We start from the raw sequence: 24,561 nt of genomic DNA on the forward strand, positions 1-24,561 counted from the left end.
CTGTCTTATTTTTCTGTCATCCGGATCACCTCTTGACTGGCACAGGGAACAATGGTTGCCGGAAGACCGTTGTTTTTCTGGATCAGCTCATAGAGGGTGACCGGATCTTCCTTTCCTTTCACGATGACCCTTTCCCGGCCCAGAGCAAGGAGACCGGGAAAGTCCCCCCTGTCGATCAAGGGTCGGATTTTTTCCAGGGTGGTATCGCTGATGAGGATATGGGCCTTGTATTTTTTGGTGAGGGATTCCAGGCGGGCTCCAAGGTTTACCTGATCTCCGATGATGGTGTAGTCCATTTTCTGGCCTTCAGCCCCGATGTTTCCCACCAGAACTTCCCCCGTATTGAGTCCGATGCCGCAATCCAGCACAGGTTTGCCCTCACGCCGCCATTTTTCCTGCAAGACCTCAAGACGCTGGATCATGTCCAGGGCACAGTGCACCCCCAGCCCCGCATGATTCGGCTGGGGCATGGGGGCATTCCAGAAAACCATCACGGCATCCCCGATGAATTTGTCGAGGGTACCCTCCCAATTGAAAACGGCGCGGGTCATTTCTCCTAAATATTCGTTGAGGATAGACACCACCTCTTCGGGAGAATGTTTTTCCGAGAAGGTGGTGAACCCCCGGACATCGGAAAAAAGTACCGTGACTTCCCGCCGGATTCCCCCCAGTTTTGCCATTTCCGGATGGAGAATCAGCTCTTTGACCACACGTTCGGTGACATAGGAGGAGAACATGGCCCGGATACGGCGGGCGTGTTTTTCTTCAAGCCCGTAATGCAGGGCCGTGCTCACCGTGTAGATCACAATGATATTGAAGAAAGGGTAGGTGAGGGTCAGCCAGAGTCCCTGATGCACAAAGCTCAGATGTCCTGCTCCTGCGATGGCAAGAAAACTTGTCAGAGCAATGAGGGAAGAGGTTCGGATGGCCTTGAATCGGGTGAGGGACAGGGAAAGCAGGATGCCGGAAATCAGGAGAATTCCCATGTCAAGGGGACGGGAAGCGGCTTTCAGAAAACGACCTTCCAGAATGGAAGCAATGACGGAGGCATGCTTTTCCACTCCGGGCATGGCGGCGCTGTAGGGGGTCACCCGCAGATCATAGATTCCCGCAGCCGTTGCTCCGATCAGGACAACTTTTCCCTTGATCTGTTCTGCTGGAATGCCGCTTTCCAGGATGTCACTGATGGAAACATGGGGAAAGGTACGGCCGGGGCCGTAATAGTGGATCAGGGTACGGCCCCAGAAATCCGTGGGGATTTGCCGGTCGGGGAAACGGATCGCCCGGGTAGCCTCCACCGTGATTTCTTCAGGGGAAACACGGAGGAATTCCGCAGCAGCCCTGAGGCTGAGGGCAGGGTAAAGATAACCGTCATGGGCGATGATCAGGGCTTCCCAGCGCAGGGAGCCGTCTTTGTCCGGGAACATGTTGATATGGCCCAGCCCCTTGGCGTCTTCATTGAGGATATCCACGGGCAGGATGACCTGGTTTCCTTCTATGGGAGGATAAAGGGTAAAGGCTTCGGGGTTTTCTATGGATCGTATGGCGGAAAAGGGCAGGATGGGATTCTGGCTTGGGAGGGCATCGTGTTCAAAGTCCATGAGCATGGGAAGCAGGACATTGCCAGCCTCGTAAATGGATTCGGCCAGAAGCGCATCATTTTTTTCCGCTTCACTGAAGAACACGTCCCATACAATGACCCTGGCCCCTGCTTTGGAAAGCTTGTCCACAAGAAGGGCCATGGTGTCCCGGTTCCAGGGCCACCTGCCAAGCCGTGCCAGACTTTTTTCATCAATGGCGGCAATCAGGATATGTTCAGGAGCGGGCAGCGTTCCCCGTATTTTGAAACGATAATCCAGAAGGTTTTTTTCCACATGCTCGAAAAAGGGCGGCCTTATCCATAACAGACCGGCAGAGAAAAGGGTGATTGCCAGCCCTGTGATGAAGGAAAGAAGCTGTGTTTTTTTTTCCGGATTTTTTGAAAACCATGCTGAGAAGGAAGCGGGGAAGGCTCCGGAATGTTTCCCCGCCTGTCCGGTAGAAGAATTCATGGGGAGACAAGGCCAGCGCCGGTTCCGGAAAAAGTACGGTTTGTCGTGTCCGTAGTGCCAGCGGCCATCCCCTCAAAAGACAGATCCCCGTTATAACTTCCGCCACTGAGATTTCCCCTGCCATAGTTGATCTGGGCCTTCCAGAGACCTGTGGTCGTATCAAAGGTTTTCAGGGTGAAATCAAGGTTAAGACCATCTCCCGACAGGGGGATGCTGAGGTTCTGGTAGGAACTGTTACCGTCATAGCTTCCCTGTACAGTGCTGGTGGCCCAGATAAGGGGTTTTTCGCCCGTGGAGGGTGCAAGAAAGATCATATCTTTCATCTCTACCTGCATGGAGCTGTCCGCCGTGTTTACACCGCCCTGCACGGTGGCCCTTCCCACCTCAAAGGCCGGGATGTGAAGCTGGCGCAGGGCCTCCGTATCCGGTCTGCTTCCTTTGTCGGTCATGGAAAGGAGGGTACAGGTGTCCATCCATACGCCCAGGGAAAAGGCCTGCCAGCTTGCAGCCTCAAAGGTGCCAAGGGTTTCTGCAACATAGATACCGGTTTTGTTGTCTGTGCCTTCTCTGCGGGTATAGTACCCCATTGTTTTTCCAGAAATTCTGCTGTCTTCCCAGGTATTGCCTGCGGTATGGGCAACAAGATGGAGTTCCTCTTTGTCCTCTGTATGGAGGGATAAATACCATTGCGGGCTGGAAGGATCTTCATAAAGCCCACCCATTTGTATTCTGCCAATACCCCATGGGGTTTCAGGAAAGTGCTGGAACGTCAGCTCATGATGCATGTCCGGGCTGATGTTCAGTCCGCCGCCATCTTTAAAGGAACCATATCCGCCATAGAGTTTTGCTGTCTGTGTTTCAGGATTGGGGCCTGTGGTTTCCCATTGGCCAAGAGCCGTAGCGGCATGGATGCCTCCTTGTACCTGCATCATACCGATTTCAGGATACAGGTTTTTTTCTCCGGCTGCTCCCATGACACCCTGGAAGATTCCTGTCCTGCCAGTCGGATCTTTGTACAGGCTGAGAACGCGGGTTTCCATGTTGTCGGCAGTCTGACGACCTGCGATAAAGCCCGCAAAGGTTCCGCCGTCATAACTTGTGATCGAACCATCCCGGTAATTCTGACTGTAAAGTGCTGCCGTAAAAATGCGTGGAGCAAGATTTTCCGCACCGTCATAACGGCCCATGAGGGTCACAGGCTGGTGGGGTGGATCGGTGGGCGGATACCAGAGCAGATTGTTTCCTTCGGGAGAATAGCCACCTCCCCAGAATCCATCCATGTGGATGCCATCCTCTGGTATCAGACTTCCCCGGAAGGCTTTGGGCATACTTAAGGGGCTGACAAACGCCAGGGGCTGCATGGTCACTTTATGGGTATCGTAGGAAATCAGGGGGCTTGAGATAATGCCATCAAGATTCGGGGCGCTGTGGAGGGCGCTCATGTGGGGCCTGGCATTACCGAGATACAGACCGTCCATGTAGGAGAACTGTCCTTCTCCCTGGAGCTGACCGCTTGTTTGTGTCGGGGAAAGCCGGGTCTGGACAAGCCAGAATCCGGGCATGAGAAAATCCTGGCTTCCGTTCTGCATGATGGCCCTGCCTCCTGCGTAGAGCTGTTCGGGAAGGGCAGGAACAGTGGAGAGTTTGACGGGAATATGGAGAATCCCTTCTTTCCGAAGGGTGTGTAAGGACATCCAGCCGGGAAAGGCTTCGTTTTCCAGGGCTGGGGATGTCTCTCCCGCATGGATTTTTCCTTTGAGCGTATGCGTTTCTTTGCCGTAGAAGAAGGATTCTGAACCTGTTGCAAGGAGTTCACCCTTCTCATTTCTCGCACGAATATGGAGGATATTCAGGCCTTCTTCCATCTCCTGAACCGTAAAATTTTCTGTGCTGCTGGCTGTGGTATTGATGGGAACCCAGTTGTCAAGGGTGTTCAGACGATAGTCAAAATAGACGTTTTTATCCGTTTCTACCGTCCAGGAGGGCTGGATACCGGTATCGGTAAAGAAGTTTGTCTGGCGGACAAGAAGAGGGATGGATTCCGCAGGTATTTCCGGTGGCCGTTCCGATGGCACTTCCGGTTCCGGTGTGGTTTTGAGTTGGGTAAGGAGGGTGGTTTGCGTTTCTGTAATGGGGGGAGGGGGGGTGAGGGATGTCCGTATGTCACTGTCCGTGGAAAGGCCTGGGGGAAGCTGGGGGATGGAGGCTGCCATATCCTGTGGGGGGCGGATCGCAGAAGGCGGCTCCTGGAGTTCCTGGAGAGCGGTCTGTAAGCTTCCTTTCGTATCTGAGGCAGGAGGCAGGGCTTTTTCTCCGGAAGAGGGGAGGGGTGACTTTTCTTTATCTCCCTTTTTTCCATGTTCCGGAGAGGTATCTTTCTGATGCTGTTGCAGAATTTCAGAACCTGCGGAGCGGGGGGGCAGGGGAGCGCGTCTTGCGGCTACGGAGGTCAGCTGTCCGGACAGGAGGGTCACATGGATATCGGGCATGGCGGGGTTATGGACATGCACCGTCCCTTTGTTGACCAGAACCGTTGTGAAGGCACCCTGGTGCAGTACAATGTAATCCGTACCCCGGACGCCGGCAACGGCATTGGGCGTGTGGATTTCAAAGCGGTTTCCGGATTCAGGAAGGCGGATACGATCCGTGGTTTCCGGTGTGACAATGGCGCGGGCCTTTCCACGAGGCAGATCAAGGATGCTGCGGGTATGCCCTTCACGGGTGAGATACTCCCGTATGTCGATCCGGCTGCGTTCCGCCACATCCAGACGGTTGCCGTCGACGAAGGTGATGCTGGCCTGGCTTTTGCTGCGGGTTCGGACAACATCCTGAACATAGAGGGGCATCTGTGGGGCTGCCGCAAGGGCGGGCAGGGAGCCTGCCCTGAGAATATCCACGGTACCGGAGAGTATTGTAAAATGTCCGATGGGTTCCTGGTTGCTGCTGGCGTACAGACTTCCGGAGAAGAGGGCCATGCAGAGGATGGAGAGCAGAAGAAAGAGGGATGTGCGTATCATGAAAACCTCCTTTGACGGAAAGCCGCCGGAACAGAGCTTAAAAGCGGTATTCCATACCGATCCCGTAGAGATTGCGGCGGTAGGCATAGATGGGAATGTTGGAATCCTCCTCGTTGCCCGTATAGTGAAGCGTCAAGAGAATGGAGGGGGCAACTTCCCAGAGCATCATGGCCGTCCAGGAGGTGTTGCGGTTGGTTCGTTTCAGACCAAAGACGGAATGCACCTTGTCGTAATCCTGGGTAAAGTGTTCCATGGAAAGGGAGAATCGTAAGGCAGGATGAACAGGGAAAAGGACACCTGTACCGTATCGGTGTCCCTGGTTCTGCCAGTTGGCCCCCTGGGCCTTATCCTGAAGATGTTCGTAACGCAGGTGGAAAAGCCCCCGCGCTTTTGCAAAGGTGTAAAAATAGGCGACAGCAGCACTGTAGAGGTCGCTGTCCCTGTCTTCATCCGTAAACCGGGAGTTCTGAAGCATCTCTCTTCGTGTATACCCTGCTGAAAAACGCGCCATATGACCGGGATACAGCTCCAGAAAAAGGGTGGGATTAACCCCCGTGTTTTCCGTGTATTCATGACCATGCAGCCAGCTCCGGTTCCAGAGGAGGGGGAAGGAAACATTCCCTTTCCGGAAATGATAGGCGGGGGTGAGTGAAAGGAAAGGAAGGATGAGGTTGTGACTGGAGGTTTCCTTGTAGGTATTGGTATTCAGAGTCAGCTGGGCGTTCAGCGACCAGGGGCGATCCATCAGCGGGTTGAAGCCGATCTGAAGGGAGTTCAGGACAGCCGTATCTTTTTCATGGGTGATATCCAGTCCGGTAATGCTGCTGGAGGGGGTGGCGGTTACGTTGTCGTCATACCGGACTTCGGCCCCCACGGTAAAATTCCAGTTTTTATGCTGTTTCATAATACGGGTCAGGGAGTCACCGTATTCCTTGGCAAAATTTGTATGATCCGAATCGGGAGCCATGGTGGAAAGTGCTTCCAGGCTGTTTTTTGCCTGACGGATTCTGCCTTCCTGCGCATGGAGCAGGGCAATCTGGAGTTCTGCGGAATAGCTTAGATCCGGGTTCAGTTGCAGGGCGGTTTTAAAAGCCTGGATGGCTTCGTCGTTTTTTCCCGTACGGGAGAGGAGAATCCCTTTGAGAAAAGCGATCTGATCAGGAAGAATGGCGGTATTCTCAGCTTCGAGGAGATGGGACTCGGCTTCGGAAAACCTTTCCATGCGGATCAGAACTTCGATCAGTTCGGGGTAGGCATTGTTGATTCTGGGGCTGAGTTCCAGGGCATCCAGGTAATTCCGGGCGGCTTCCCCATAGTTTCCGGTCTGTTTGTAGGTGAGTCCGAGATAAAAAGCGGCTGTGGAGGAGGACGGATCCTGACGGCGGATATCGGTGAGCAGCTCCAGGGCTTCCTCAAAGCGTTCCTGCTGGTACTCGGAGATGGCCTTTTCCAGGAGAGAGGACTCCAGTCCCCAGGCTTTGGGCTGAAAGCTGGGGAAGGGGAGATATGTGCAGAGCATCAGACAGAAAAACAAGAGACAGCGGGGTTGGGGAAAGGATTTTTTTTTCATGGCTGGAGTCCCTTTTTGGGAAGAACCTGAGCACGCTCTTCATGGATGGTAAAACAGAAGGGGAAGCCTTGTGACCTGTATGGTCGTATTTTTTGAAGCCAAATACGCTGTTTTTTATACCATATCCGAAACCCGGGTGAAACTGAAAGCGTATCTTTTTTGAAAAAAGGCGGGTTTCCCTGGATCTTTCCCAGAGCAGGAAAGTTTCCAGGGAGGGGAGAGGAGGGGCTACAGGGCTTCCTTAAAGGTCTTGCGCATCCGGAACTCCGTCTGTTTGCCGTTGTTCCACTGGTTGACGGGGCGAAGATAGCCCACTACCCGGGAGTAAACCTCCGTAGGGCCTTGACAGGTGGAGCAGGCTGTTTTTTCTCCCCGCATGTACCCGTGGAGGGGGCAGACGCTGAAGGTGGGGGTCAGGGTGAAATAGGGCAGTTTGTAGTTGTCTGTTATTTTGCGTACCAGATTGCGGGTGATAGCCGGATCCCGGATTTCTTCTCCAAGGAAGGTATGCAGTACGGTGCCGCCCGTGTATTTGGCCTGAAGATCATCCTGATGATCGAGAACGGTGAAGAGATCATCGGAGTAGTTCACCGGAAGATGGGTGGAGTTGGTGTAGAAGGGATCGCCTCCGTTTTTGAAATCCTCCTCGTTGGCACAGAGAATATCCGGATACATTGTTTTGTCTTTCAGGGCGAGAGAGTAGGACGTGCCTTCCGCAGGGGTGGCTTCCAGGTTGAAGATATCCCCGGTCTCGTTCTGGATTTCTTCGAGGCGCTTCCGGATATGATCCATGACGGAAAGGGCAAAATTGTGCCCTGCTTCTGAGGCAATGTCCTCCCCCAGAAAGTTGATGCAGGCCTCGTTCATACCGTTGATGCCGATGGTGGAAAAATGGTTTTTCCAATAGACTCCCGTGCGCTCCTTGATGTGCCGCAGATAGAACTTGGAGTAGGGATAGAGGCAGCCGTCAGTGAAGCGTTCCAGTACCTTGCGTTTGATCTGTAGCGATTCCTTGGCCAGCTCTATGACATTGTCAAGAAGGGTTTTGAATTCCTCCTCCGTATCCGCAAGGTAGCCGATGCGGGGAAGGTTGATGGTGACCACCCCGATGGAGCCGGTGAGGGGGTTGGCTCCAAAAAGGCCGCCGCCCCGTTTGCGCAGTTCCCGGTTGTCGAGGCGCAGACGGCAGCACATGGAGCGGGCATCGTCGGGATCCATGTCAGAGTTCACAAAGTTGGAAAAATAGGGGATGCCGTATTTACCCGTCATTTTCCAGATGGCCGTCATGCGGGGGTTGTCCCAGTCAAAATCCTTGGTGATATTGTAGGTGGGGATGGGGAAGGTGAACACCCGGCCCCGGGCGTCGCCTTCCATCATCACTTCCGCAAAGGCCTGATTCAGAAGATCCATCTCGGCCTGGAAATCCCCGTAGGTGACATCCATGTCCAGGCCACCGAGCACCACGGGAACGTCCTTGAGAATACCGGGAACGTTGAGATCCATGGTGATGTTGGTGAAGGGCGTCTGGAAGCCGACCCGGGTAGGGATGTTGATGTTGAAGACAAATTCCTGGAGGGCCTGTTTGATTTCCACATAGTCGAGCTGATCGTAGCGGATGAAGGGGGCCAGAAGGGTGTCGAAATTGGATACGGCCTGGGCACCTGCGGCTTCCCCCTGAAGGGTGTAGAAAAAATTGACGAGCTGTCCCAGAGCCGAACGGAAGTGACGGGGGGGAGCGCTTTCCACTTTGCCGGAAACGCCCTTGAAGCCCTGGCGCAGCAGATCCTGAAGATCCCAGCCCACGCAGTAGACGGAAAGCAGGCTTAAATCGTGGATGTGCATCTCGCCTTCCTTGTGGGCGCGGCGCACTTCCGGGGGATAGATGCGGTTCAGCCAGTATTCCGCCGTGATGTCCGAGGAGATGTAGTTGTTCAGCCCCTGGAGCGAATAGCTCATGTTGCTGTTTTCTTTAATTTTCCAGTCCATCTGACGGAGATAGTTATCGACCAGGTCTCCATTGACCCGGCTGACAATGTTCCGGAGCTGCTTGCGTTGTTCCCGATAGATGATATAGGCCTTGGCGGTCTGGAGATAGGGGGAGTCCAGGAGGGTGCGTTCCACGATATCCTGAATGGCTTCCACATCCGGAGAGGGGCCAAGGCGCATGTCTTTAATGAGGGTCAGAACCCGCAGGGTGAGCTTGCGGGCTTCCCTTTCGCCAAATTCCCCCGTAGCCTTGCCTGCCTTGGTGATGGCGGCTGTGATTTTGGAGGAATCGAATTCGACAATACGACCGTTGCGTTTTTTGATACTTTCAAGCATGGGATCTCTCGGTTTTTTTAGGGTTGATCCGGGACGGGAAGAGGTCTGGAGGGATACGGAAAAAGTCCCGGTTTCAAGGGGCGTTTTTCATTTTTTCGTCCCAAAGATAGGGGAGCTTTGAGGGGAAGTCAAGTCTGTATATTGGGTTTGTTTTGGGTATTTGTATCTATATATTGTGTTTTATGTGGGATGTGTTTGGTTTTTTTGGGAAAAAAATCTGGGGTATCCCTGGATATGCTTTTATTTTTTTCAGGGAGTCTGAAAGGGGATACCCAGGATGAGGGAGGGGAATACAGTGAGAAAAAAACCGGTGCACCGGCAGCACAGGACGCCCTGGTATGATACGGATATTGCCTGCAGGGCGTCTTTTTGGTTTCTGGCGCTTGTTTTGATTTTCGGGCTTGCGGGTATTCTTGTGGCTCTGGATACGGAACCCTGGCTGCACAACATCTGGGTTCCTCTGGTTCTTTGCCTTGTCAGTTTCTGGCTGATGGTACGGATCCGTTTTCGAGTGAAACGGCGTCAGCTGGATTCAGGGAATCCGGAGACAGGAGGCATTCCATGAAGTGGTGAATAATACGGGCCGTAGCACCCCAGATTTCGGTATCTCCTACAGGATAGCGCAGTTCTGTCCAGTCCGGTTCCCGTCCCTGAAATCCCTGACGCTGATGGGTTTCCATCAGGCTTTCCAGGGGGATGTCCAGAACCCTGGCAATTTCTGAAGGATCATGGCGCAGAGGGCCGAGACCGTTCCACCATCCGGCGATGACTTCAATGCAGACATTGTTCAGGGTCATGAAGTGGCCCATGGAGCCGATGATATCCACCTGATCCGCAGGAATATGAAGTTCTTCCTCAAGCTCCCGCAGTGCTGTGTGGGTACTGTCCGGATCTTCAGGATCCACATGACCACCGGGCAGGGCAACCTGACCGGCCCAGGTGTAGTGGGGATGGGCGGCTTTTTCGATGGCCAGCAGTCTGGGGTGGGTTCCCTTTTGCAGAAGAAAGGATACCGCAGCAGGACGTATGCTTCTGCGAGGCGGTACGGGATGGGGGTGTTCCAGGATAATATTTCTATAAATATCAGAAAATTTTGTCATTGCTGATGATTTCCAGTGTTGAGAATTTTGAGGATACGCAGAAAGGTTTCCGGGGGTACATATCCGGGTCTGCTGAACAGCCCCTGACCTTCGGGGGAGAGAAAGATATGGGCGGGAACTCCGTTGACCCGGAATTTCCTGGCAAGGGCGCTTTCCCTGTCAATATCGATACGGCTGCTGATGAAGTGGGTGTTCAGGTAGTGGGCAACGTCAGGATGGGCCAGGGTTTTTTCTTCCATGGTACGGCACCAGGAGCACTGGCTGCTCTGAAAATAAAGATATACTTTTCTTTCAGCCTCTGCGGCTTTTTCCATGACCTTGGCGTGGGGTGTCCAGACTAAGGTTTCGGCACCCGGAGGGACTGTTGCAGCCAGGGAGAAAAAAACCGACAGGAACAGAAGGCGGATGATGGGCATGTGGATGTCTCCTTCAGAAGGTTGCGGGTCGCGATACCGTCCCGTATCTTTATGGGATATAAAAAAATGTGCACGCTGTTTTCACGTAAGCAGGCTGGCGTTTTTTATGGAAACCTGCTTTGCGGCAGGCGGCATAAGGAGTTTCAGCAGCAGGGTCACGGAATCAGAACAAGCCTTCCCATTTGATTGGTCATGAGCAGAATGCCTGTGGTCACAAGCAGTATCCCGGCCAGTACATTGGCCACCCGCATAAAGGGTTTGATCCTGCCCAGAAGATGCATGATCCGGGCTGCGGTAAAGGCCAGAAGCCCGAAGGGAAGAGCCAGTCCCAGGGCATAGACAGCAAGAAGTCCTGTCCCCTGTACCATGTTTTCCTGGGTTCCCGCCATCATCAGGATGGTTCCCAGAAGCGGACCGATGCAGGGACTCCAGCCTGCGGCAAAGGCCATGCCGATGAAAAGGGAGGCAAGGGCGGTTACAGGTCGTGATTTCAGATGAATACGTTTTTCTTTCTGAAGGAGGGGGATACGGAGGATTCCCATGAGGTGCAGGCCAAAAACAAGCACCAGGGCACCTCCCCCAAGACGCAGCCAGATTCCGGTTCCGGAAAAGAGCTGACCGATCAGGCTGGCCGAGGCCCCCAGAGCGATGAAAACCAGAGAAAAACCTGACACGAACCCAAGGGTTGTCAGCTGAATCCGGCGCCGTGCTTCGGGGGATGGGCCTTCGGAGAGTTCTTCCATGGAGACCCCTGAGATAAAACTGAAATAGGCAGGAATCAGGGGCAGAATACAGGGCGACAGGAAGGACAGGATTCCGGCACTGAAGGCTGCAAAGATGGACACGGGTTCCACAGGAAACATGATGACTCCAGAAAAAGGGCGGGTAGGAAAGATTTTGTTTGGAAAGGCTGGCTCAAAAAACCGGATTTCAGAACACACAGAGGGGTCGTGTTTTCCTGAAATCCGGATAGCAGACATTTTAAGAGAGCCCTTTTGGGTGTTTCAGGTTACACCAGACTCCGGGAAAGTTCCCGCGAACGATCCCGTGCCGCCATAATGGCCTTCAGTACCAGATCCTCAAAGCCCCCTTCCTGAAACACACGAATGGCAGCGGCTGTGGTACCACCGGGGGAGGTGACCCGTTGTCTGAGGGTTGCGGCATCCGTCTCTCCCTTTTCCAGGAGGGCGACGGCTCCCTTCAGGGTCTGTAGCGTGAGGGTCAAGGCATCTTCAGCGGAAAGGCCCAGAGCTTCCCCTGCCCGGATCATGGATTCTGCCAGGAGAAAGAGGTAGGCAGGGCCGGATCCGGACAGAGCGGTGAGGGCGTCCATGAGGGATTCGGGCAGGATGCAGGTTTTACCCATGGCGGCTACCAGAGTCAGAGTGAGGTGCATGTCTTCGTCCCTGGCTCCTGACGACCGGCTGATGCCGGACATGCCACATCCGATAAGCGCGGGGGTATTGGGCATCACCCGCATGACGACAAGCAGTTCCTTTTTTTCTACAGTCAGAGGAGCCGTAAGCTGTTCTTCCAGAAAGGCCAGGGGGATGCCAGCTGCTATGGAAAGAATCTGTTTTCTTTTGGAAATATCTCCGTACTGGGGGTTTTCGGTCAGTTCTTTGAGCAGGTTGGGTATCTGCTGGGGTTTAACGGCCAGTACCACCATGTCGGCTGCCATGAACACGGCCATATTGTCTGCTGTGGTTCTGATACCGCATTTTGCAGTCAGATATTCTCTGCGGACAGGGTTGGGATCGGCTGCAAGGATTTTTTCGGGGGCAAGACCCAGGCCATGGCGGAGAGCCAGGATCATGGCCTCGGCCATATTGCCTGCACCGATAAATCCAATGGTTTTGGAAGCAAGGGGAGAGGACATGGGGACTCCTTGGTGAAATGTGTGGTTGAACCCTGGGGTGGTGTCTCCTTTGAAAAGGCCACAGCCGGATGCCTTCTGACGGAAGGATATGCCCGAACTTGGTTCAGGATACAAGGTTTGAGACCATGCTTTTTCATTTTTCAGCAGGAAGATCCTGGTTTTTCTCCTGACATCTCAGGATGCGTGCCCCTGTGCCATCCGTCTTCTTGACGGATTCAGGGATCATGCCGTATGCTGCACCATCAAGCGGTCAGTCTTCCTCTTTTTTTGGGATGTCTTTTCAGAAAATCTGAAAAAAGGCAATTGGTGTTTTTCCTGCTTGTCGGGAGTTTTTTTCATGCAATATTCAAAATGAGGTTTTCCCATGTTTGTTTTTGGAAATTTTTTTGTAGCCCTGGCCAAAATCACGGAAATTGTATTGACCCTTTACATGTGGGTGCTCATCGCAAGGGCCCTTTTATCCTGGGTCAATCCGGATCCTTACAATCCCATTGTCCGTTTTCTGGGTCAGGTGACAGATCCGCTGATGAACAGGGTGCGCAGGATACTGCCCATACAGTTCGGGGGGATTGATTTTTCCCCCATGCTGATCATTCTGGCTATTATTTTTTTGAAGGAGTTTCTGGTAGGCACCCTGTACAATATGGGTGTGATGATGGGACGCTGATTAAAGGATCCGGGCTTTCAGGGTAGAAAAGACTTTCAGGAGGTTTCGATGGCGAGAATAGACGCTTTTTTTAAGCTGATGCACGATCAGGGAGCTTCGGATCTTCATCTTGTTGCGGGTCAGCCCCCTGCCCTGCGTATCAATGGTGAAATGGAGAGGGTTAAATATAAGGTTCTCGATAATGATGAGCTCCGTTCCATGCTCTATGAAATTTGTCCTGAGGATAAAATCAAGCTCTTTGAGGAAACCGGGGATATTGACTTCGGGTATGAAATCCAGGGGCTGGCCCGGTACCGATCCAATTATTTTCTTCAGCGCAATGGTGTTGCCGCCGTTTTTCGTGAGATTCCCACCACGATTCTGACGGCGGAACAGCTGGGGCTTCCCCCTGTGCTTTCCAAGCTGGCCTTTCTGCCGAGAGGCCTGGTACTTGTGACAGGGCCTACGGGTTCGGGTAAATCCACCACCCTGGCTGCCATTCTGGATGTGGCCAACCGGCACAGAAAGGATCATATCATCACCGTGGAAGACCCCATCGAATTTGTGCACAGGAGTCAGAGTGCCCTGGTGAATCACAGGGAAGTGGGGAATCATACCCGGAGTTTTTCTGCGGCCCTGAGGGGAGCTTTGCGTGAGGATCCCGATATCATTCTTGTGGGGGAGATGCGGGATCTTGAGACCATTTCCCTTGCCATTGAAGCGGCCAGTACCGGACATCTGGTACTGGCCACCCTGCATACCAACAGTGCCGCCAAAACCATAGATCGCATCATTGAGGTCTTTCCCGCCAACCAGCAGTCCCAGGTGCGTTCTACCCTGGCGGACAGCATCCGGGCGGTGATTTCCCAGACCCTCTTCAAGCGTATTGATCAGAAGGGCCGGGTGGCGGCCATGGAAATCCTCATTGCCAACCCTGCTGTCCGTAACCTGATTCGGGAAGGCAAAACCTTTCAGATAGCTTCCATGATCCAGACCGGTAAAAAGTATGGCATGCAGCTTCTCGATGATGCCATCATGACACTTTATACCAGGGGGGTGATCAGCGCAGATGATGCGTATTCCAAGTCCAATGAAAAATCCCGTTTTGTGAATTTCCTGAAAAATCCGCCCCTGGATTTTACGGAGGTGTGATGACACGCCGGCGTTTCAGATATGTGAGGATCAGGAGAAAAAAGCATGAAAAAACAGGAGATTGATCATATTCTTACCCAGATGCTGGATTTCAGGCAGAATGTATCCGACCTGAATTTTACGGCAGGACGTCCGCCCCAGGTGGAAAGTGACGGCAAGCTGATGGGCGTTCCCATGGATCCCCCCCTGACGGCCCTCACACCGTATCAGACGGAAATCCTGGCCCTGACCCTTATGGGACGGAACCGGCGTATTGCCAGACAGCTGGCAAGGGATGGCTCCTGTGACCTTTCCTACAGTCTTCCGGGAAAAGCCAGGTTTCGTGTCAATATTTTCTCCCAGTCCGGGGGAAACTATTCCACAGTCTTAAGAAAGCTTGAAGCCCGCATTCCCAGTATTGACATGCTGGGGCTGCCGGAAGTCTTTCACAAAATTGCAGCAGAAAAAAATGGCCTGATTTTCGTCACAGGGGCCACGGGTTCGGGGAAGTCCACAAGCCTTGCAGCCATGCTGGATGCCATCAACAATACCCAGCAGGTGCATGTGGTTACCCTGGAAGATCCTGTGGAATATCAGCACCCCCAGAAAAAATCCACCTTTAACCAGAGGGAAATGGGGGTGGATTTTCCTGATTACGGCACGGGTCTGCGCGCCGCCCTGCGTCAGGCACCGAAGGTGATTCTTGTGGGCGAAATGCGGGATCGGGATTCCGTTGAAATCGGTATACGGGCTGCGGAGACGGGGCATCTGGTGCTTACCACCCTGCATACCGTGGATGCGGGTAAAACCATTAACCGTATTATCGGTATGTTTGAGAATGAAGAAGAAAAACAGATGCGTATCCGCCTTGCAGATTCCGTGAAATGGATTGTCTGCCAGCGTCTTTTGCCCAGGATTGGGGGAGGGAGGGTTCCAGCCTTTGAAATTCTGGGTACCAGCCTCCGGGTCAAGGAAATTATCATGAACGGAGAGTCTGATGGAAAAACCTTTTATGAGATGATTCAGACGGGCCGTCACAGGGGGATGTGCACCTTTGATGATTCCATTATCCAGCTTTACGAGAAGGGACTGATTACCGAATCCACAGCCCTCAGTTATGCTTCCAGACGGGAAGCCGTGGGGAGGGGACTGGATCAGATAAAGGCGGCCAGGGGAGAAACCACAACGGATATTGATAACCTTGAAATTGACCGGAACTATGGTCGGCAACGGGAGGGGTTCTGATGGATCCGGAAGCAGGTAGCCCCCAGGTATGTGAAGGTTGTCAGGCTTCTTTCCGTATCCCTGCAGGTAAGATTCCACCGGGGAAAACCGTAATATTGAATTGTCCCAAGTGCCGCAGACCCTTTTCTTTTACGGCTCCCGATGAATGTCATACCCGTGATGCCACAGGGAAAAACAGGGAAGAACTTTCTAACCTGGCAAAGGCTGGATTTTCAGAGTCTCCAGCATCGGCTTCTCCTGTGTCCTCCCTGGTTTTTGCTGAGGAGGAGGGGGATCTTGCCATGATTTGTATGGAAGATGCAGGTGTTGCTGCTGAAATCCATAAAACCCTTGAAATGATGGAGTATCAGGTGCTGGAAGTAACGGCTCCCCATGAGGCCCTGAAAACCCTGCGTATGCATGCCTGCAAGCTTGTGGTGGCGGATGAGGGCTTTGGAGGGGCGGATGCGGATCGTAACCCTGTGCTGCTTTATCTGGAGCGGCTGCCCATGCAGGTACGGCGGGAGATGTTTGTTGCGATGCTGTCTAAAAGGCACAGCACCCTGGATTCTCTGGTGGCCTTTGTACGCAGTATCAATCTTGTGGTGAATTACCGGCATCTTCCCGATCTGGAGCGTCTTCTCCGGCAGGGGATTTCCGATCACAGACATTTCTATGAAGCCTTTCAGGAAGCCATGCGGGAGGAAGGGCGGTATTAAAAAATCTGATTTTTCCCTTTTTTTTCAGCGAGCGCTCCCATGCGTCAGCGTGGGAGCGCCGTACTTGGTGTTTCTGCGCCCAAAGCCATCACTCTTATGAAAAATGTATGGAAGTAGAGGCAGCACCTGAGACGGCATGGCTGAGCCAGGGGAGTCATCAGATAAAAAAGCCCCTTTCTTTGTGCGCAGGGGCAGAGCATCTGACAGGCATGGGACTGAGGAGCCGTTTTTTTATGCCTGTGTTCTGGGGATGTGCGCGCTTAAGAGCCGTAGTCCTTCAAGGGTGAGGGTACTGTCCACAATTTCTATGGTGCGGGATACTTCCTGCATCAGGGGTGCCAGACCACCCGTTGCGATGATTTTGAGGGGTTCTCCCATTTCTTTGCGGATGTTGTCCACCATGCCGTCCACCAGAGCGGCATAGCCATGCAGGATACCCGATTTCAGACTGCTCTCCGTATCCCTGCCAATAACCTGGGGAGGAGGGTTGAAAAGGGCAACCCTGGGCAGCTTGGAAGCCCGCTGAAAGAGGGCGTCTGCGGCAATGGCAATACCGGGAGAGATGGCACCTCCCAGGTATGCGCCCTGGTTTGAAATGACATCAAAGGTGGTGGCGGTTCCAAAATCAATGACCACAAGGGCCTGGGGGTACCGGTGGTAGGCGGCCACGGCGTTGACGATACGATCTGCTCCGACTTCCGCCGGATTGGTATAGAGAATGGGCATCCAGCCCTGAACGGAGGCCGCACTGACCCAGTGGGGCGGAAGACCTCCGATATGGCGGCGGCAGAAGGCATCCAGAACAGGTACCATAGGGGGAACAACGCAGGAAATGAGAGTTTGCTCAACCGCCGTCAGGGGAATACCCGCATCCTGAAAAAGATTTTTGATCAGCACATAAAATTCGTCCGCCGTGGTATCCCGTCTGGAGGGGACACGCCAATCCTTTCGGAGTTTTTCTTTTTCAAAAATACCAATCACGGTGTTGGTGTTCCCGACATCGATCACCAGCAGCATGGAGCCTCCTCATGATGTTTTATTGGGGAAAAAACGGATGCAACCATCCTGCAAAGCAGAAATTTTGTCAAGCAGGATTTGACGAGGAACGGGAAGATGTTTTTTAGGGGCTGCCGGGATCCGGATGACCGGGGATGCACAGGTTTTTTTTATATTGTAAAATAGCTCGGGTGACATCCAGAGCTGCGCGGGTAACGGCGACATCATGGACGCGGAGTACGGCAACCCCCGCTTCTGCCGCCAGAACAGAAGTCGCCAGGGTAGCCGCCCGGACTTCTTCTGAAAGCACATCCGGTTCTTCATCCTGGTGTGTGGTGAGCATACGGAGAAAACGTTTACGGGACGTGCCCAGGAGCAGAGGGAAACCCAGGGCCCTGAAATCTTCCAGAGCTGCCAGAAGTTTCAGATTGTCCTCCAGGCTTTTTCCGAAACCGATTCCCGGATCCACGAGAATGCGGTCTGTTGCGATTCCTCCTTTGAGGGCTTTTTCTGTCCGGTTCTGAAGGAAGGAAAAAACTTCCTGAACCACATTCCGATAGGATGGGTTCTGCTGCATGGTCTGGGGAGTGCCCTTCATGTGCATGAGTACCACCCCTACCCCCGTATCGGCACAGAGGGGGAGCATATCCGGGTCTTGCAGGGCAGAAATGTCATTAACCAGACTGGCTCCGGCCTCAATGGCCGCCCTTGCAACCTGGGCCTTGTGCGTGTCGATGGAGATGGGAATGCTGCTTTCCTCCCGCAGTGCCCGGATCAGGGGGAGTACCCTGCGACATTCTTCTTCTGCGGAAACGGGGAGGGAAAAGGGACGGGTGGATTCGCCGCCAATATCCAGAATGTCAGCACCTTCACGGATAAGACGGCGTGCATGGTTCAAAGCTTTTTCCAGATCCAGGAAGCGACCACCATCGGAAAAGGAATCCGGCGTACAGTTGAGGATGCCCATGAGGGCAGGACGGCCCTGGATCCATTCATGGATTGGGGCCGTTTGCATCAGCAATCCCGTCATCTTCAAGGGGCCTGTTCAGGGTTTCGGGTCTTCGGGTTTTCTCAGGGTTTCCTGTTCGGAAACTTCCTCGGAATGGGAGTCTTTGTCCGTTTCTCCGTACTCTTCCGTATCTCCGGCTGCTTCGGCATTTTGTTTCTGGGGTGGATCATAAAGGTTGTCATCCTCGTCCATTTCGGGCAGCTGGGAAGGGAAGACAATCTCCGGGCGTAAGGAGAGAATCAGCTCATCCAGCTCCTTGCCCTGAACCGTTTCCTTTTCGAGAAGCAGCTCGGAAAGTTTATGCAGCAGTTCCAGGTTTTCCGTAAGGACTTCCCGGGCGCTCTGGTAGGCACCATGAATCAGTCCCGTAATTTCCTGGTCGATTTTTTTGGCGGTGTCGTCGGAGTAGTCCCGACTCTGGCCGATTTCCCTGCCAAGAAAAATCTGTTCATCTCCCTTGGCATAGGAGATGGGTCCCAGTTCTTCGCTCATCCCCCAGGAACGCACCATACGCTGGGCCACATCCGTAGCCTGTTTGATGTCATTGGCGGCTCCTGTGCTGATACGGTTAAAGATGATTTCTTCGGCGACTCTGCCGCCAAAGGCCACGGAAAGGCCGCTGATGAGCTGGTCTTTATAGCGGAAGGGGCTTTCATCGGGCAGGAACCAGGTGACACCCGCAGCCCGACCCCTCGGGATGATGGTGATCTTGTTGACGGGATCCGTGAAGGGAAGCAGTCTTGCCACCAGGGCGTGACCCGCCTCATGGTAGGCGGTCACCCGTTTTTCTTCCTCGCTCATGACACTGGATTTGCGTTCAAGGCCCATATAGACCTTGTCCTTTGCATCTTCAAAATCCTTCATGTCAAGGAAGTCCTTGTTGCGTTTTGCGGCGATAAGGGCGGCTTCGTTGACCATGTTTTCAAGATCCGCACCGGAAAATCCAGGCGTACCCTTGGCCATGACTTTGACATTGACATCCTTTGCGATGGGGGAACGCTTCATGTGAACCCGCAGGATGGCTTCTCTGCCAGCAATGTCCGGAAGGGGAACCACCACCTGACGGTCAAAACGACCGGGTCGCAGCAGGGCGGGATCCAGGACATCGGGGCGGTTGGTGGCGGCAATGAGGATGACCCCCTCATTGGATTCAAAACCGTCCATTTCCACAAGCATCTGGTTCAGGGTCTGTTCCCGTTCGTCATGGCCTCCCCCAAGACCGGCACCACGCTGGCGGCCCACAGCGTCGATTTCATCAATGAAGATGATACAGGGGGCATTTTTTTTGCCCTGGTTGAAGAGATCCCGGACGCGGGAAGCTCCTACACCCACAAACATTTCCACAAAGTCCGAACCGGAGATACTGAAAAAGGGAACTCCTGCTTCCCCGGCAACAGCGCGGGCCAGAAGGGTTTTTCCCGTACCGGGAGAGCCGGTGAGGAGAACGCCTTTGGGAATACGGCCTCCCAGACGTGTAAATTTTTTCGGGTCTTTGAGAAAATCAACGATTTCCTGGAGTTCTTCCTTGGCCTCCTCTACCCCTGCCACGTCGGTGAAGGTAACACGGGTGGTATTTTCATCCATGAGGCGAGCCCGGCTCTTGCCGAAACTCATGGCTTTTCCTCCCCCTCCCTGCATCTGGCGCATGAAAAAAATCCAGACACCGATGAGAAGCAGCATGGGCAGCCATGAAACAAGTACGGAGACAAACCAGGGGGCTTCCGCCGGGGGTTTGGCCTTGATGGCAACGCCCTTGGTGCGGAGCGTGGGGATCAGATCCGGATCTTCCGGGGAAAAGACGTTGAATTTCTGGTTGGTGTGGGTAACAACGGTAAGATCCCTTCCCTGAAGTGTAACACTGGCAATCTGCTCCCTGTCCACCATGCTGAGAAAGTCCGAATAGCCGATGCTTTCTTCGGCATACTGGGGCTGGTTGAAGATGTTGTACAGCATGATGAACATGAGCAGAATGACCAGCCACAGAGAGATATTTTTATAGAATGGATTCAATGCGCCCTCCTGGAGCGTAAAAATGTGTCCGTAAATTGTCCGAATAAAGATCACTGCGGTAAAACATCCTGCCCATAGTAAACATTATCGTACGGTAGGCAAGAAAAAGATTTTTTTTGAAACCATGGAGAACGGGTGTTTTATGGACGTGAATGCATATGGAACATGTGTGAACAGAAATACCAATATTTTTTGAAAAACATCCGTGTGATCCGGATGGCATGTTTTTTTTCAGGAATCCGGAAAGGATGTTTCCTTACGAAAACGTTTAACGCATAGCATATTTTCGGAATGGGGTGAAGGCTCTTGATCTTCCTGGGGAAGATTTTTATGAATCCAGGAGAACCAGATGGGTGTTTTTTCTTGGATTTTCTGAAAGAGCCGGTTTGCCGGAGGCAGTTCCGGTACCCAGAGAATGTGCTGATCTTTCAGAACAAGGGGCCTTGCCGATCGGAGGTGCAGGGGGATTTTTGCCTCTGAGAGGAGGCGTGAGACCTTTCGGGATCCGTTCCTGCCCTGGGGGTGCATACGATCTCCGGGGTGCAGGGAGCGGAGCATCAGGGGGAAGATTTCAGCTGGGAAGGCCTGATGAATACCGGGAGCATCGGGAGGTGGAGGGGTGATTCGCATCAGAAGCTGTCCCATACCTTCGGGCAGCAGAACCCGTGCGGGAAAAATCTGAGGCAGGTAAAGGGTCTGGCTGAAAGAAGGGGATGGGGGAGTGCCTTGGCGAAGATTTCTGGACATGCGGCGCATTTCAAAAATGCCTGAGGAACTGCGTACGAGGATACGGTCTGAGAGGTGATACTCCCAGGATTCTTTTTGGGAAAGCCTGCCTTGCAGGGAGCGCAGCTGATCCCATGAGAGTGCCAGGGCGTCTCCTTTGAGCTGTGTGACACCATGGCGAAGGATGCGGGCCTGAAGTCCGGGGCTAAGGGTGGCAAGTCCTTCTGCATTCAACCGAAGGGAGAGGCCTGGGCTTTCTTCCAGAAGAAGGGCTTTCCAGTGGTGCTGCACCAGGGTATCGATCCACTCATTTTCTGCTTCGGCAATGCATCCTGTCCTCAGAAGGGCTTTGCGGATGCCGGGATTAAAGTTTTTTTCCAGGAGGGGAAGCAGGGTGTGGCGGATGCGGTTGCGCAGAAAACGGGTATCCCGGTTGGAGGGATCTTCCTTCCAGGGGAGGTTTTTTTCCTGAAGATAGGTGAGAATTTCCCTTCGGTGGACGTCCAGAAGGGGCCGTACCACCCTGTCCGCTCTTAAGGCGGGGATGCCCTTCAGCCCATCGGGGCCGCATCCCCGGATGAGATTCATGAGGATCTGTTCGATCCTGTCGTCCGCGTGGTGGGCTGTGGTGATATGGGTATAGCCATGGGCCTTTCGGAGGGCGTTGAAAAAGGCATACCGGGCCATACGGCCTGCTTCTTCCATACCGTACCCGGGAAAATCCTTGGCCAGGGAAACTTTTTGTACATGACAGGAAAGTCCCAGCAGGCTGGCCTGTTTTACCACAAAGGCGGCTTCCGTGTCCGCTTCTTCCCGGAGTCCGTGATTCAGGTGGGCAATCCCCAGAATCCCGCCATGCCAGGGTTGTAAATCCACCAGAGCATGGAGAAGGGCCATGGAATCCGCTCCACCGGAGACGGCAACGAGAATCTGGTGTCCGGGCTCCCACATGTTGTAGCGTTTCAGGGTAGAGAGAACGGTTTTCAAAAATGGAGAAAGCGGGGGCATAAGGGCCTGTGGCGTGCTTTTTTAGGGTCTGAATGAAGAATACCTTGTCAAGAAGTCCCATGCTCTGTATAAGGATTCCGTTGAATGAGCCTCCAGGGGCATCCTGGTCGGCCGCTGCGTAACATACCCACGTGAACCTCGTCAGATCCGGAAGGAAGCAGCGATAAGCGAGGTGGTGTGTGTCGTGGATCGATCCCGGCCAGGATGCCTCTGGGGGCTTGTTCTTTTTCCTTCCCCCTGCTGTTTCGCATCAGATCCTTTCCGCCCAGGAATTCACCGCATTTTTATAATGCTTTTTGACCCGGTACATGGCCTGATCCGCCATGAGCAGAAGATCCTTTTTGCTGCTGGCATCATCGGGATAAATGGCAAAGCCGATGCTGGCACTCACCCGCAGGGGAGGAGAAGCTTCGGGCTGAAGATAGGGGGTGTTTCGGATGGCCTCAAGCACCCTGTTCAGTTTGATTTCAGCTGTTTTCCTGTCGCATCCCGGCATGATGAGGATGTATTCATCCCCGCCGTATTTTGCGGGAAGATCCGTTGGATTCAGAACTTCCCTGAGGGTCTGGCCGACTTCCCGGAGTACGCGGGATCCCATGAGATGACCGTAGGTGTCCACCACCCCCTTGAAGTGATCCATGTCCATGAAAGCCACTGCCAGTTTTTCTCCCTTTTGAGCCGCATGCTGAATCATTTTTTCCAGGATTTCGTGCATGTATCTTGCGTTGTAAAGGCCGGTATATTCATCGGTGATGCTGAGATGTCGGATATGTTCCAGGAACTGGGCATTGCGGATGGCAATGGCAGCATAGTCGGCAAGCAGGGTGAGGATGGGAAGATGGTGGGTCTCAAAGGCCTGCACGTCTCTCAGATTGAGAATTTCGATGACTCCCAGCGCTTTGCCGTGGATACAGAGGGGAAAACAGAAGATGGAGCGGGTCTCAAAACCTGTGATTTCATCCACCTCAGGAAAAAAACGGGGATCTTCCCGTACATTGGCAACAAAAACCGCTTCCTGGTTTTCCGCCACATATCCGGCAATACCCATTCCCCGGTCTATACGGATATGGGAGAGTTTTTCCTTTTCCACACCCACTACAATTTTGAAGCTCAAGGAGCCTGTGTCTTCGTCCCTCAGGAGAAGGGACCAGTGTTCTGCCGCAACCAGGGCACTGACCTTTTCCATGATAAGCTGAAGAATTTCGTTCAGATTCAGGCTGGAAGTGAGGCGTTTTCCGACTTCAAGACAAGCCAGAAGGGCTTTGGATTCGAGTTTGCCGGGAGTATCATCTGCCATAAAGCCCATTGTCCTGCTCCTGTGTACAGGGGGTTCGTGTAAAATCGCAGGAGTATAGGAAAGAAGGGCCTTAGAAGTCAAAGTTCATTTTTAATCCGGTTCACTTTTAATTCAGATCCATTCTGGATCCGTTTTGCCTGTTTTCCTGCCCGGAGATGGCAGGAAGGTGTTTTCCTGCGATGAGGGGTGTGTTCAGAGTGGGGGGCGCCGTTGAGGACAAGATGGCCGTATTCAGAGCGGCAGCAATGGCGGAGCGGCTGGAAGAATCCAGCATCCGCAGACATTTGCCATGTTTGCGGCAGATGTCTTTGACCATTCCGCAGGCACCATGGCTGTTGCAGTTAACGGGGCAGAGGACAAGATCTGAACGGCGCACACGGGCTTCCAGGCTTTGTTTTCCACCATGGATGCAGCCGTCATGGTATTCAAAACACCCGCCTGCGGATTCCACGGCGTGCCGGTAGAGCGTTTGCATACAGGGCCGTCCCCCCACCACAAGAATGCGGCGTTGAGCCAGACTGTGGCAGTGTCCAGGATCCGGACAGGCACAGGGAAAATCGGGAATCCGCTCTTTTTCCTTTTTGCAGGTTGGGAGGGCTGCTTGCTCTCTGGATTCCGGACAGCGACGGAGCGTTTCTCTTTCCTGTTCCAGTTTTCGTACCCGTTCCGTGAGCGCCTGATTTTTTTCCTGCATACGCTGGAGCCTTTCCCGGAGAAGCTCCATATTTTCCCGGGATTCCTCCCGGATTCCGGTATGCTCATCCCTGTCCTGTCTGGGGAGGGGGGACTGAATTTTACTTAGTTCTCCCTGCATCCTGGTGATGTCCTCCTGATACTCCCTTTGGAGTCTGCGGAAAGTATCCTTTTCCAGAGCCAGAATTTTTTCCAGCCTGGCTATGGTTCTGCGGCTTTCCAGGAGATCCCGCTTGGCCGTATGTCCCAGCATGTGCAACTCGCCGAAAACCTGGAATTGCAGGGAGGAAGAGATGTTGGAGCGGCAGGCGATGATGTAGAGCGGAACGTCAATGTCACCATCCAGAACTCCTTTTTCCCAGAGAGTCCGGATATCGGATTCCGGCGCATGCAGCCAGGCCTGAGCCTGGGGTTCAAGGTGTTTCCGGAAGAAGGTATCAATTCTCCGGGCGGCTCTGGAAGGTTCATCAATGCTGCGCATCACCGTTTCATGAAGGGCAGGGCCGGACATGCGGCGCACGCAGATTCCTGCTTTTTTCAGAAGACGCTGGTGCTCTTCAATGGAAAGACAGGTACCCACAAGGGGGCATTTCATCATTTGCGGGATTTCCCATATGGACAGGAAGCGGATGTCCGGGGGGATCCAGGTTTCAATGGGAAGTTTGAGAGTGGCGGAGGCAATGCTCAGGGGAGGCATGGAGGTCATGGGGATTCCTTGAATTTGATGGGTGTTTTGTGCTTTCACAG

General features: G+C 53.4%; 18 protein-coding genes and 1 other RNA gene. 5 read left to right on the forward strand and 14 right to left on the reverse strand.

Annotation, left to right across the window (positions count from 1 at the left end; all coding sequences use genetic code 11):
- Positions 1 to 5: 5 nt before the first annotated feature.
- The 8 genes from BR04_RS00465 to proC all read right to left on the reverse strand — a co-directional run bounded on the left by BR04_RS00465 (position 6) and on the right by proC (position 12,355).
- Positions 6 to 2,051 carry a CHASE2 domain-containing protein gene (locus BR04_RS00465; RefSeq protein WP_496354013.1) on the reverse strand — a complete coding sequence of 682 codons (2,046 nt, stop codon included), beginning with the start codon at positions 2,049 to 2,051 and terminating at the stop codon, positions 6 to 8.
- A complete protein-coding gene (locus BR04_RS00470; RefSeq protein WP_496354014.1) occupies positions 2,048 to 5,068 on the reverse strand; it encodes a FecR family protein in 3,021 nt (1,006 codons plus the stop codon). The genes BR04_RS00465 and BR04_RS00470 overlap by 4 nt, the downstream gene beginning before the upstream one ends.
- Positions 5,069 to 5,105: 37 nt before the next feature.
- Positions 5,106 to 6,638, reverse strand: coding sequence for a surface lipoprotein assembly modifier (locus BR04_RS00475; RefSeq protein WP_496354015.1), 1,533 nt, complete (start codon positions 6,636 to 6,638; stop codon positions 5,106 to 5,108).
- A gap of 228 nt (positions 6,639 to 6,866) precedes the next feature.
- Positions 6,867 to 8,960, reverse strand: a complete 2,094-nt coding sequence (locus BR04_RS00480; RefSeq protein ID WP_496354016.1) for a ribonucleoside triphosphate reductase — start codon at positions 8,958 to 8,960, stop codon at positions 6,867 to 6,869.
- 476 nt (positions 8,961 to 9,436) lie between these two features.
- On the reverse strand, positions 9,437 to 10,060 hold the full coding sequence (locus tag BR04_RS00485; protein ID WP_496354017.1) for an NUDIX hydrolase: 624 nt from the start codon (positions 10,058 to 10,060) through the stop codon (positions 9,437 to 9,439).
- The gene (locus BR04_RS00490; protein ID WP_496354018.1) at positions 10,057 to 10,476 is read right to left on the reverse strand and encodes a thioredoxin family protein; all 420 of its coding nucleotides are present in this window, start codon (positions 10,474 to 10,476) and stop codon (positions 10,057 to 10,059) included. Before BR04_RS00490 ends, BR04_RS00485 begins: the two co-directional genes overlap by 4 nt.
- Before the next feature lie 155 nt (positions 10,477 to 10,631).
- Positions 10,632 to 11,339, reverse strand: coding sequence for a cytochrome c biogenesis CcdA family protein (locus BR04_RS00495; RefSeq protein WP_496354019.1), 708 nt, complete (start codon positions 11,337 to 11,339; stop codon positions 10,632 to 10,634).
- A 146-nt stretch (positions 11,340 to 11,485) separates the two neighbouring features.
- Positions 11,486 to 12,355, reverse strand: coding sequence for a pyrroline-5-carboxylate reductase (proC, locus tag BR04_RS00500; RefSeq protein WP_496354020.1), 870 nt, complete (start codon positions 12,353 to 12,355; stop codon positions 11,486 to 11,488).
- A gap of 364 nt (positions 12,356 to 12,719) precedes the next feature.
- Between proC and BR04_RS00505 the strand changes: the two genes are divergently transcribed.
- From BR04_RS00505 to BR04_RS00520, 4 genes are all read left to right on the forward strand, one after another.
- Entirely contained in the window at positions 12,720 to 13,022 is a 303-nt protein-coding gene (locus tag BR04_RS00505; RefSeq protein WP_496354021.1) for a YggT family protein, read from the forward strand.
- A 48-nt stretch (positions 13,023 to 13,070) separates the two neighbouring features.
- Entirely contained in the window at positions 13,071 to 14,153 is a 1,083-nt protein-coding gene (locus BR04_RS00510) for a type IV pilus twitching motility protein PilT (RefSeq protein WP_496354022.1), read from the forward strand.
- 45 nt (positions 14,154 to 14,198) lie between these two features.
- A complete protein-coding gene (locus BR04_RS00515; protein WP_496354023.1) occupies positions 14,199 to 15,377 on the forward strand; it encodes a type IV pilus twitching motility protein PilT in 1,179 nt (392 codons plus the stop codon).
- A gap of 281 nt (positions 15,378 to 15,658) precedes the next feature.
- Positions 15,659 to 16,075 carry a hypothetical protein gene (locus BR04_RS00520; RefSeq protein ID WP_496354024.1) on the forward strand — a complete coding sequence of 139 codons (417 nt, stop codon included), beginning with the start codon at positions 15,659 to 15,661 and terminating at the stop codon, positions 16,073 to 16,075.
- A 231-nt stretch (positions 16,076 to 16,306) separates the two neighbouring features.
- On the opposite strand, the gene BR04_RS00525 is transcribed toward BR04_RS00520, so the two are convergent.
- The 4 genes from BR04_RS00525 to tilS form a co-directional block, all read right to left on the reverse strand.
- Entirely contained in the window at positions 16,307 to 17,092 is a 786-nt protein-coding gene (locus BR04_RS00525; RefSeq protein WP_496354025.1) for a type III pantothenate kinase, read from the reverse strand.
- A gap of 103 nt (positions 17,093 to 17,195) precedes the next feature.
- Positions 17,196 to 18,086 (reverse strand): dihydropteroate synthase, encoded by an 891-nt coding sequence (folP, locus tag BR04_RS00530; protein ID WP_496354026.1) that lies wholly within the window; start codon positions 18,084 to 18,086, stop codon positions 17,196 to 17,198.
- 30 nt (positions 18,087 to 18,116) lie between these two features.
- Positions 18,117 to 20,090 carry an ATP-dependent zinc metalloprotease FtsH gene (gene ftsH, locus BR04_RS00535; RefSeq protein ID WP_496354027.1) on the reverse strand — a complete coding sequence of 658 codons (1,974 nt, stop codon included), beginning with the start codon at positions 20,088 to 20,090 and terminating at the stop codon, positions 18,117 to 18,119.
- A gap of 231 nt (positions 20,091 to 20,321) precedes the next feature.
- Positions 20,322 to 21,767 carry a tRNA lysidine(34) synthetase TilS gene (gene tilS, locus BR04_RS00540; RefSeq protein ID WP_496354028.1) on the reverse strand — a complete coding sequence of 482 codons (1,446 nt, stop codon included), beginning with the start codon at positions 21,765 to 21,767 and terminating at the stop codon, positions 20,322 to 20,324.
- Positions 21,768 to 21,929: 162 nt separating this feature from the next.
- Here tilS and ffs point away from each other — a divergent pair.
- Positions 21,930 to 22,028, forward strand: an RNA gene (ffs, locus tag BR04_RS00545) — signal recognition particle sRNA small type.
- A 46-nt stretch (positions 22,029 to 22,074) separates the two neighbouring features.
- On the opposite strand, the gene BR04_RS00550 is transcribed toward ffs, so the two are convergent.
- Both BR04_RS00550 and BR04_RS00555 read right to left on the reverse strand, forming a co-directional pair.
- A complete protein-coding gene (locus BR04_RS00550) occupies positions 22,075 to 23,130 on the reverse strand; it encodes a sensor domain-containing diguanylate cyclase (protein WP_496354029.1) in 1,056 nt (351 codons plus the stop codon).
- 97 nt (positions 23,131 to 23,227) lie between these two features.
- A complete protein-coding gene (locus BR04_RS00555; protein WP_496354030.1) occupies positions 23,228 to 24,520 on the reverse strand; it encodes a DUF2325 domain-containing protein in 1,293 nt (430 codons plus the stop codon).
- Between the last annotated feature and the right edge of the window lie 41 nt (positions 24,521 to 24,561).

Source organism: Desulfobotulus sapovorans DSM 2055 (assembly GCF_059569355.1).

Coding starts and splice junctions, on each gene's coding strand:
- BR04_RS00465 (WP_496354013.1), bottom strand. CDS start 2,051: ATGAATTCTTCTACCGGACAGGCGGGGAAACATTCCGGAGCCTTCCCC.
- BR04_RS00470 (WP_496354014.1), bottom strand. CDS start 5,068: ATGATACGCACATCCCTCTTTCTTCTGCTCTCCATCCTCTGCATGGCC.
- BR04_RS00475 (WP_496354015.1), bottom strand. CDS start 6,638: ATGAAAAAAAAATCCTTTCCCCAACCCCGCTGTCTCTTGTTTTTCTGT.
- BR04_RS00480 (WP_496354016.1), bottom strand. CDS start 8,960: ATGCTTGAAAGTATCAAAAAACGCAACGGTCGTATTGTCGAATTCGAT.
- BR04_RS00485 (WP_496354017.1), bottom strand. CDS start 10,060: ATGACAAAATTTTCTGATATTTATAGAAATATTATCCTGGAACACCCC.
- BR04_RS00490 (WP_496354018.1), bottom strand. CDS start 10,476: ATGCCCATCATCCGCCTTCTGTTCCTGTCGGTTTTTTTCTCCCTGGCT.
- BR04_RS00495 (WP_496354019.1), bottom strand. CDS start 11,339: ATGTTTCCTGTGGAACCCGTGTCCATCTTTGCAGCCTTCAGTGCCGGA.
- proC (WP_496354020.1), bottom strand. CDS start 12,355: ATGTCCTCTCCCCTTGCTTCCAAAACCATTGGATTTATCGGTGCAGGC.
- BR04_RS00505 (WP_496354021.1), top strand. CDS start 12,720: ATGTTTGTTTTTGGAAATTTTTTTGTAGCCCTGGCCAAAATCACGGAA.
- BR04_RS00510 (WP_496354022.1), top strand. CDS start 13,071: ATGGCGAGAATAGACGCTTTTTTTAAGCTGATGCACGATCAGGGAGCT.
- BR04_RS00515 (WP_496354023.1), top strand. CDS start 14,199: ATGAAAAAACAGGAGATTGATCATATTCTTACCCAGATGCTGGATTTC.
- BR04_RS00520 (WP_496354024.1), top strand. CDS start 15,659: ATGATTTGTATGGAAGATGCAGGTGTTGCTGCTGAAATCCATAAAACC.
- BR04_RS00525 (WP_496354025.1), bottom strand. CDS start 17,092: ATGCTGCTGGTGATCGATGTCGGGAACACCAACACCGTGATTGGTATT.
- folP (WP_496354026.1), bottom strand. CDS start 18,086: ATGCAAACGGCCCCAATCCATGAATGGATCCAGGGCCGTCCTGCCCTC.
- tilS (WP_496354028.1), bottom strand. CDS start 21,767: ATGTGGGAGCCCGGACACCAGATTCTCGTTGCCGTCTCCGGTGGAGCG.
- BR04_RS00550 (WP_496354029.1), bottom strand. CDS start 23,130: ATGGGCTTTATGGCAGATGATACTCCCGGCAAACTCGAATCCAAAGCC.
- BR04_RS00555 (WP_496354030.1), bottom strand. CDS start 24,520: ATGACCTCCATGCCTCCCCTGAGCATTGCCTCCGCCACTCTCAAACTT.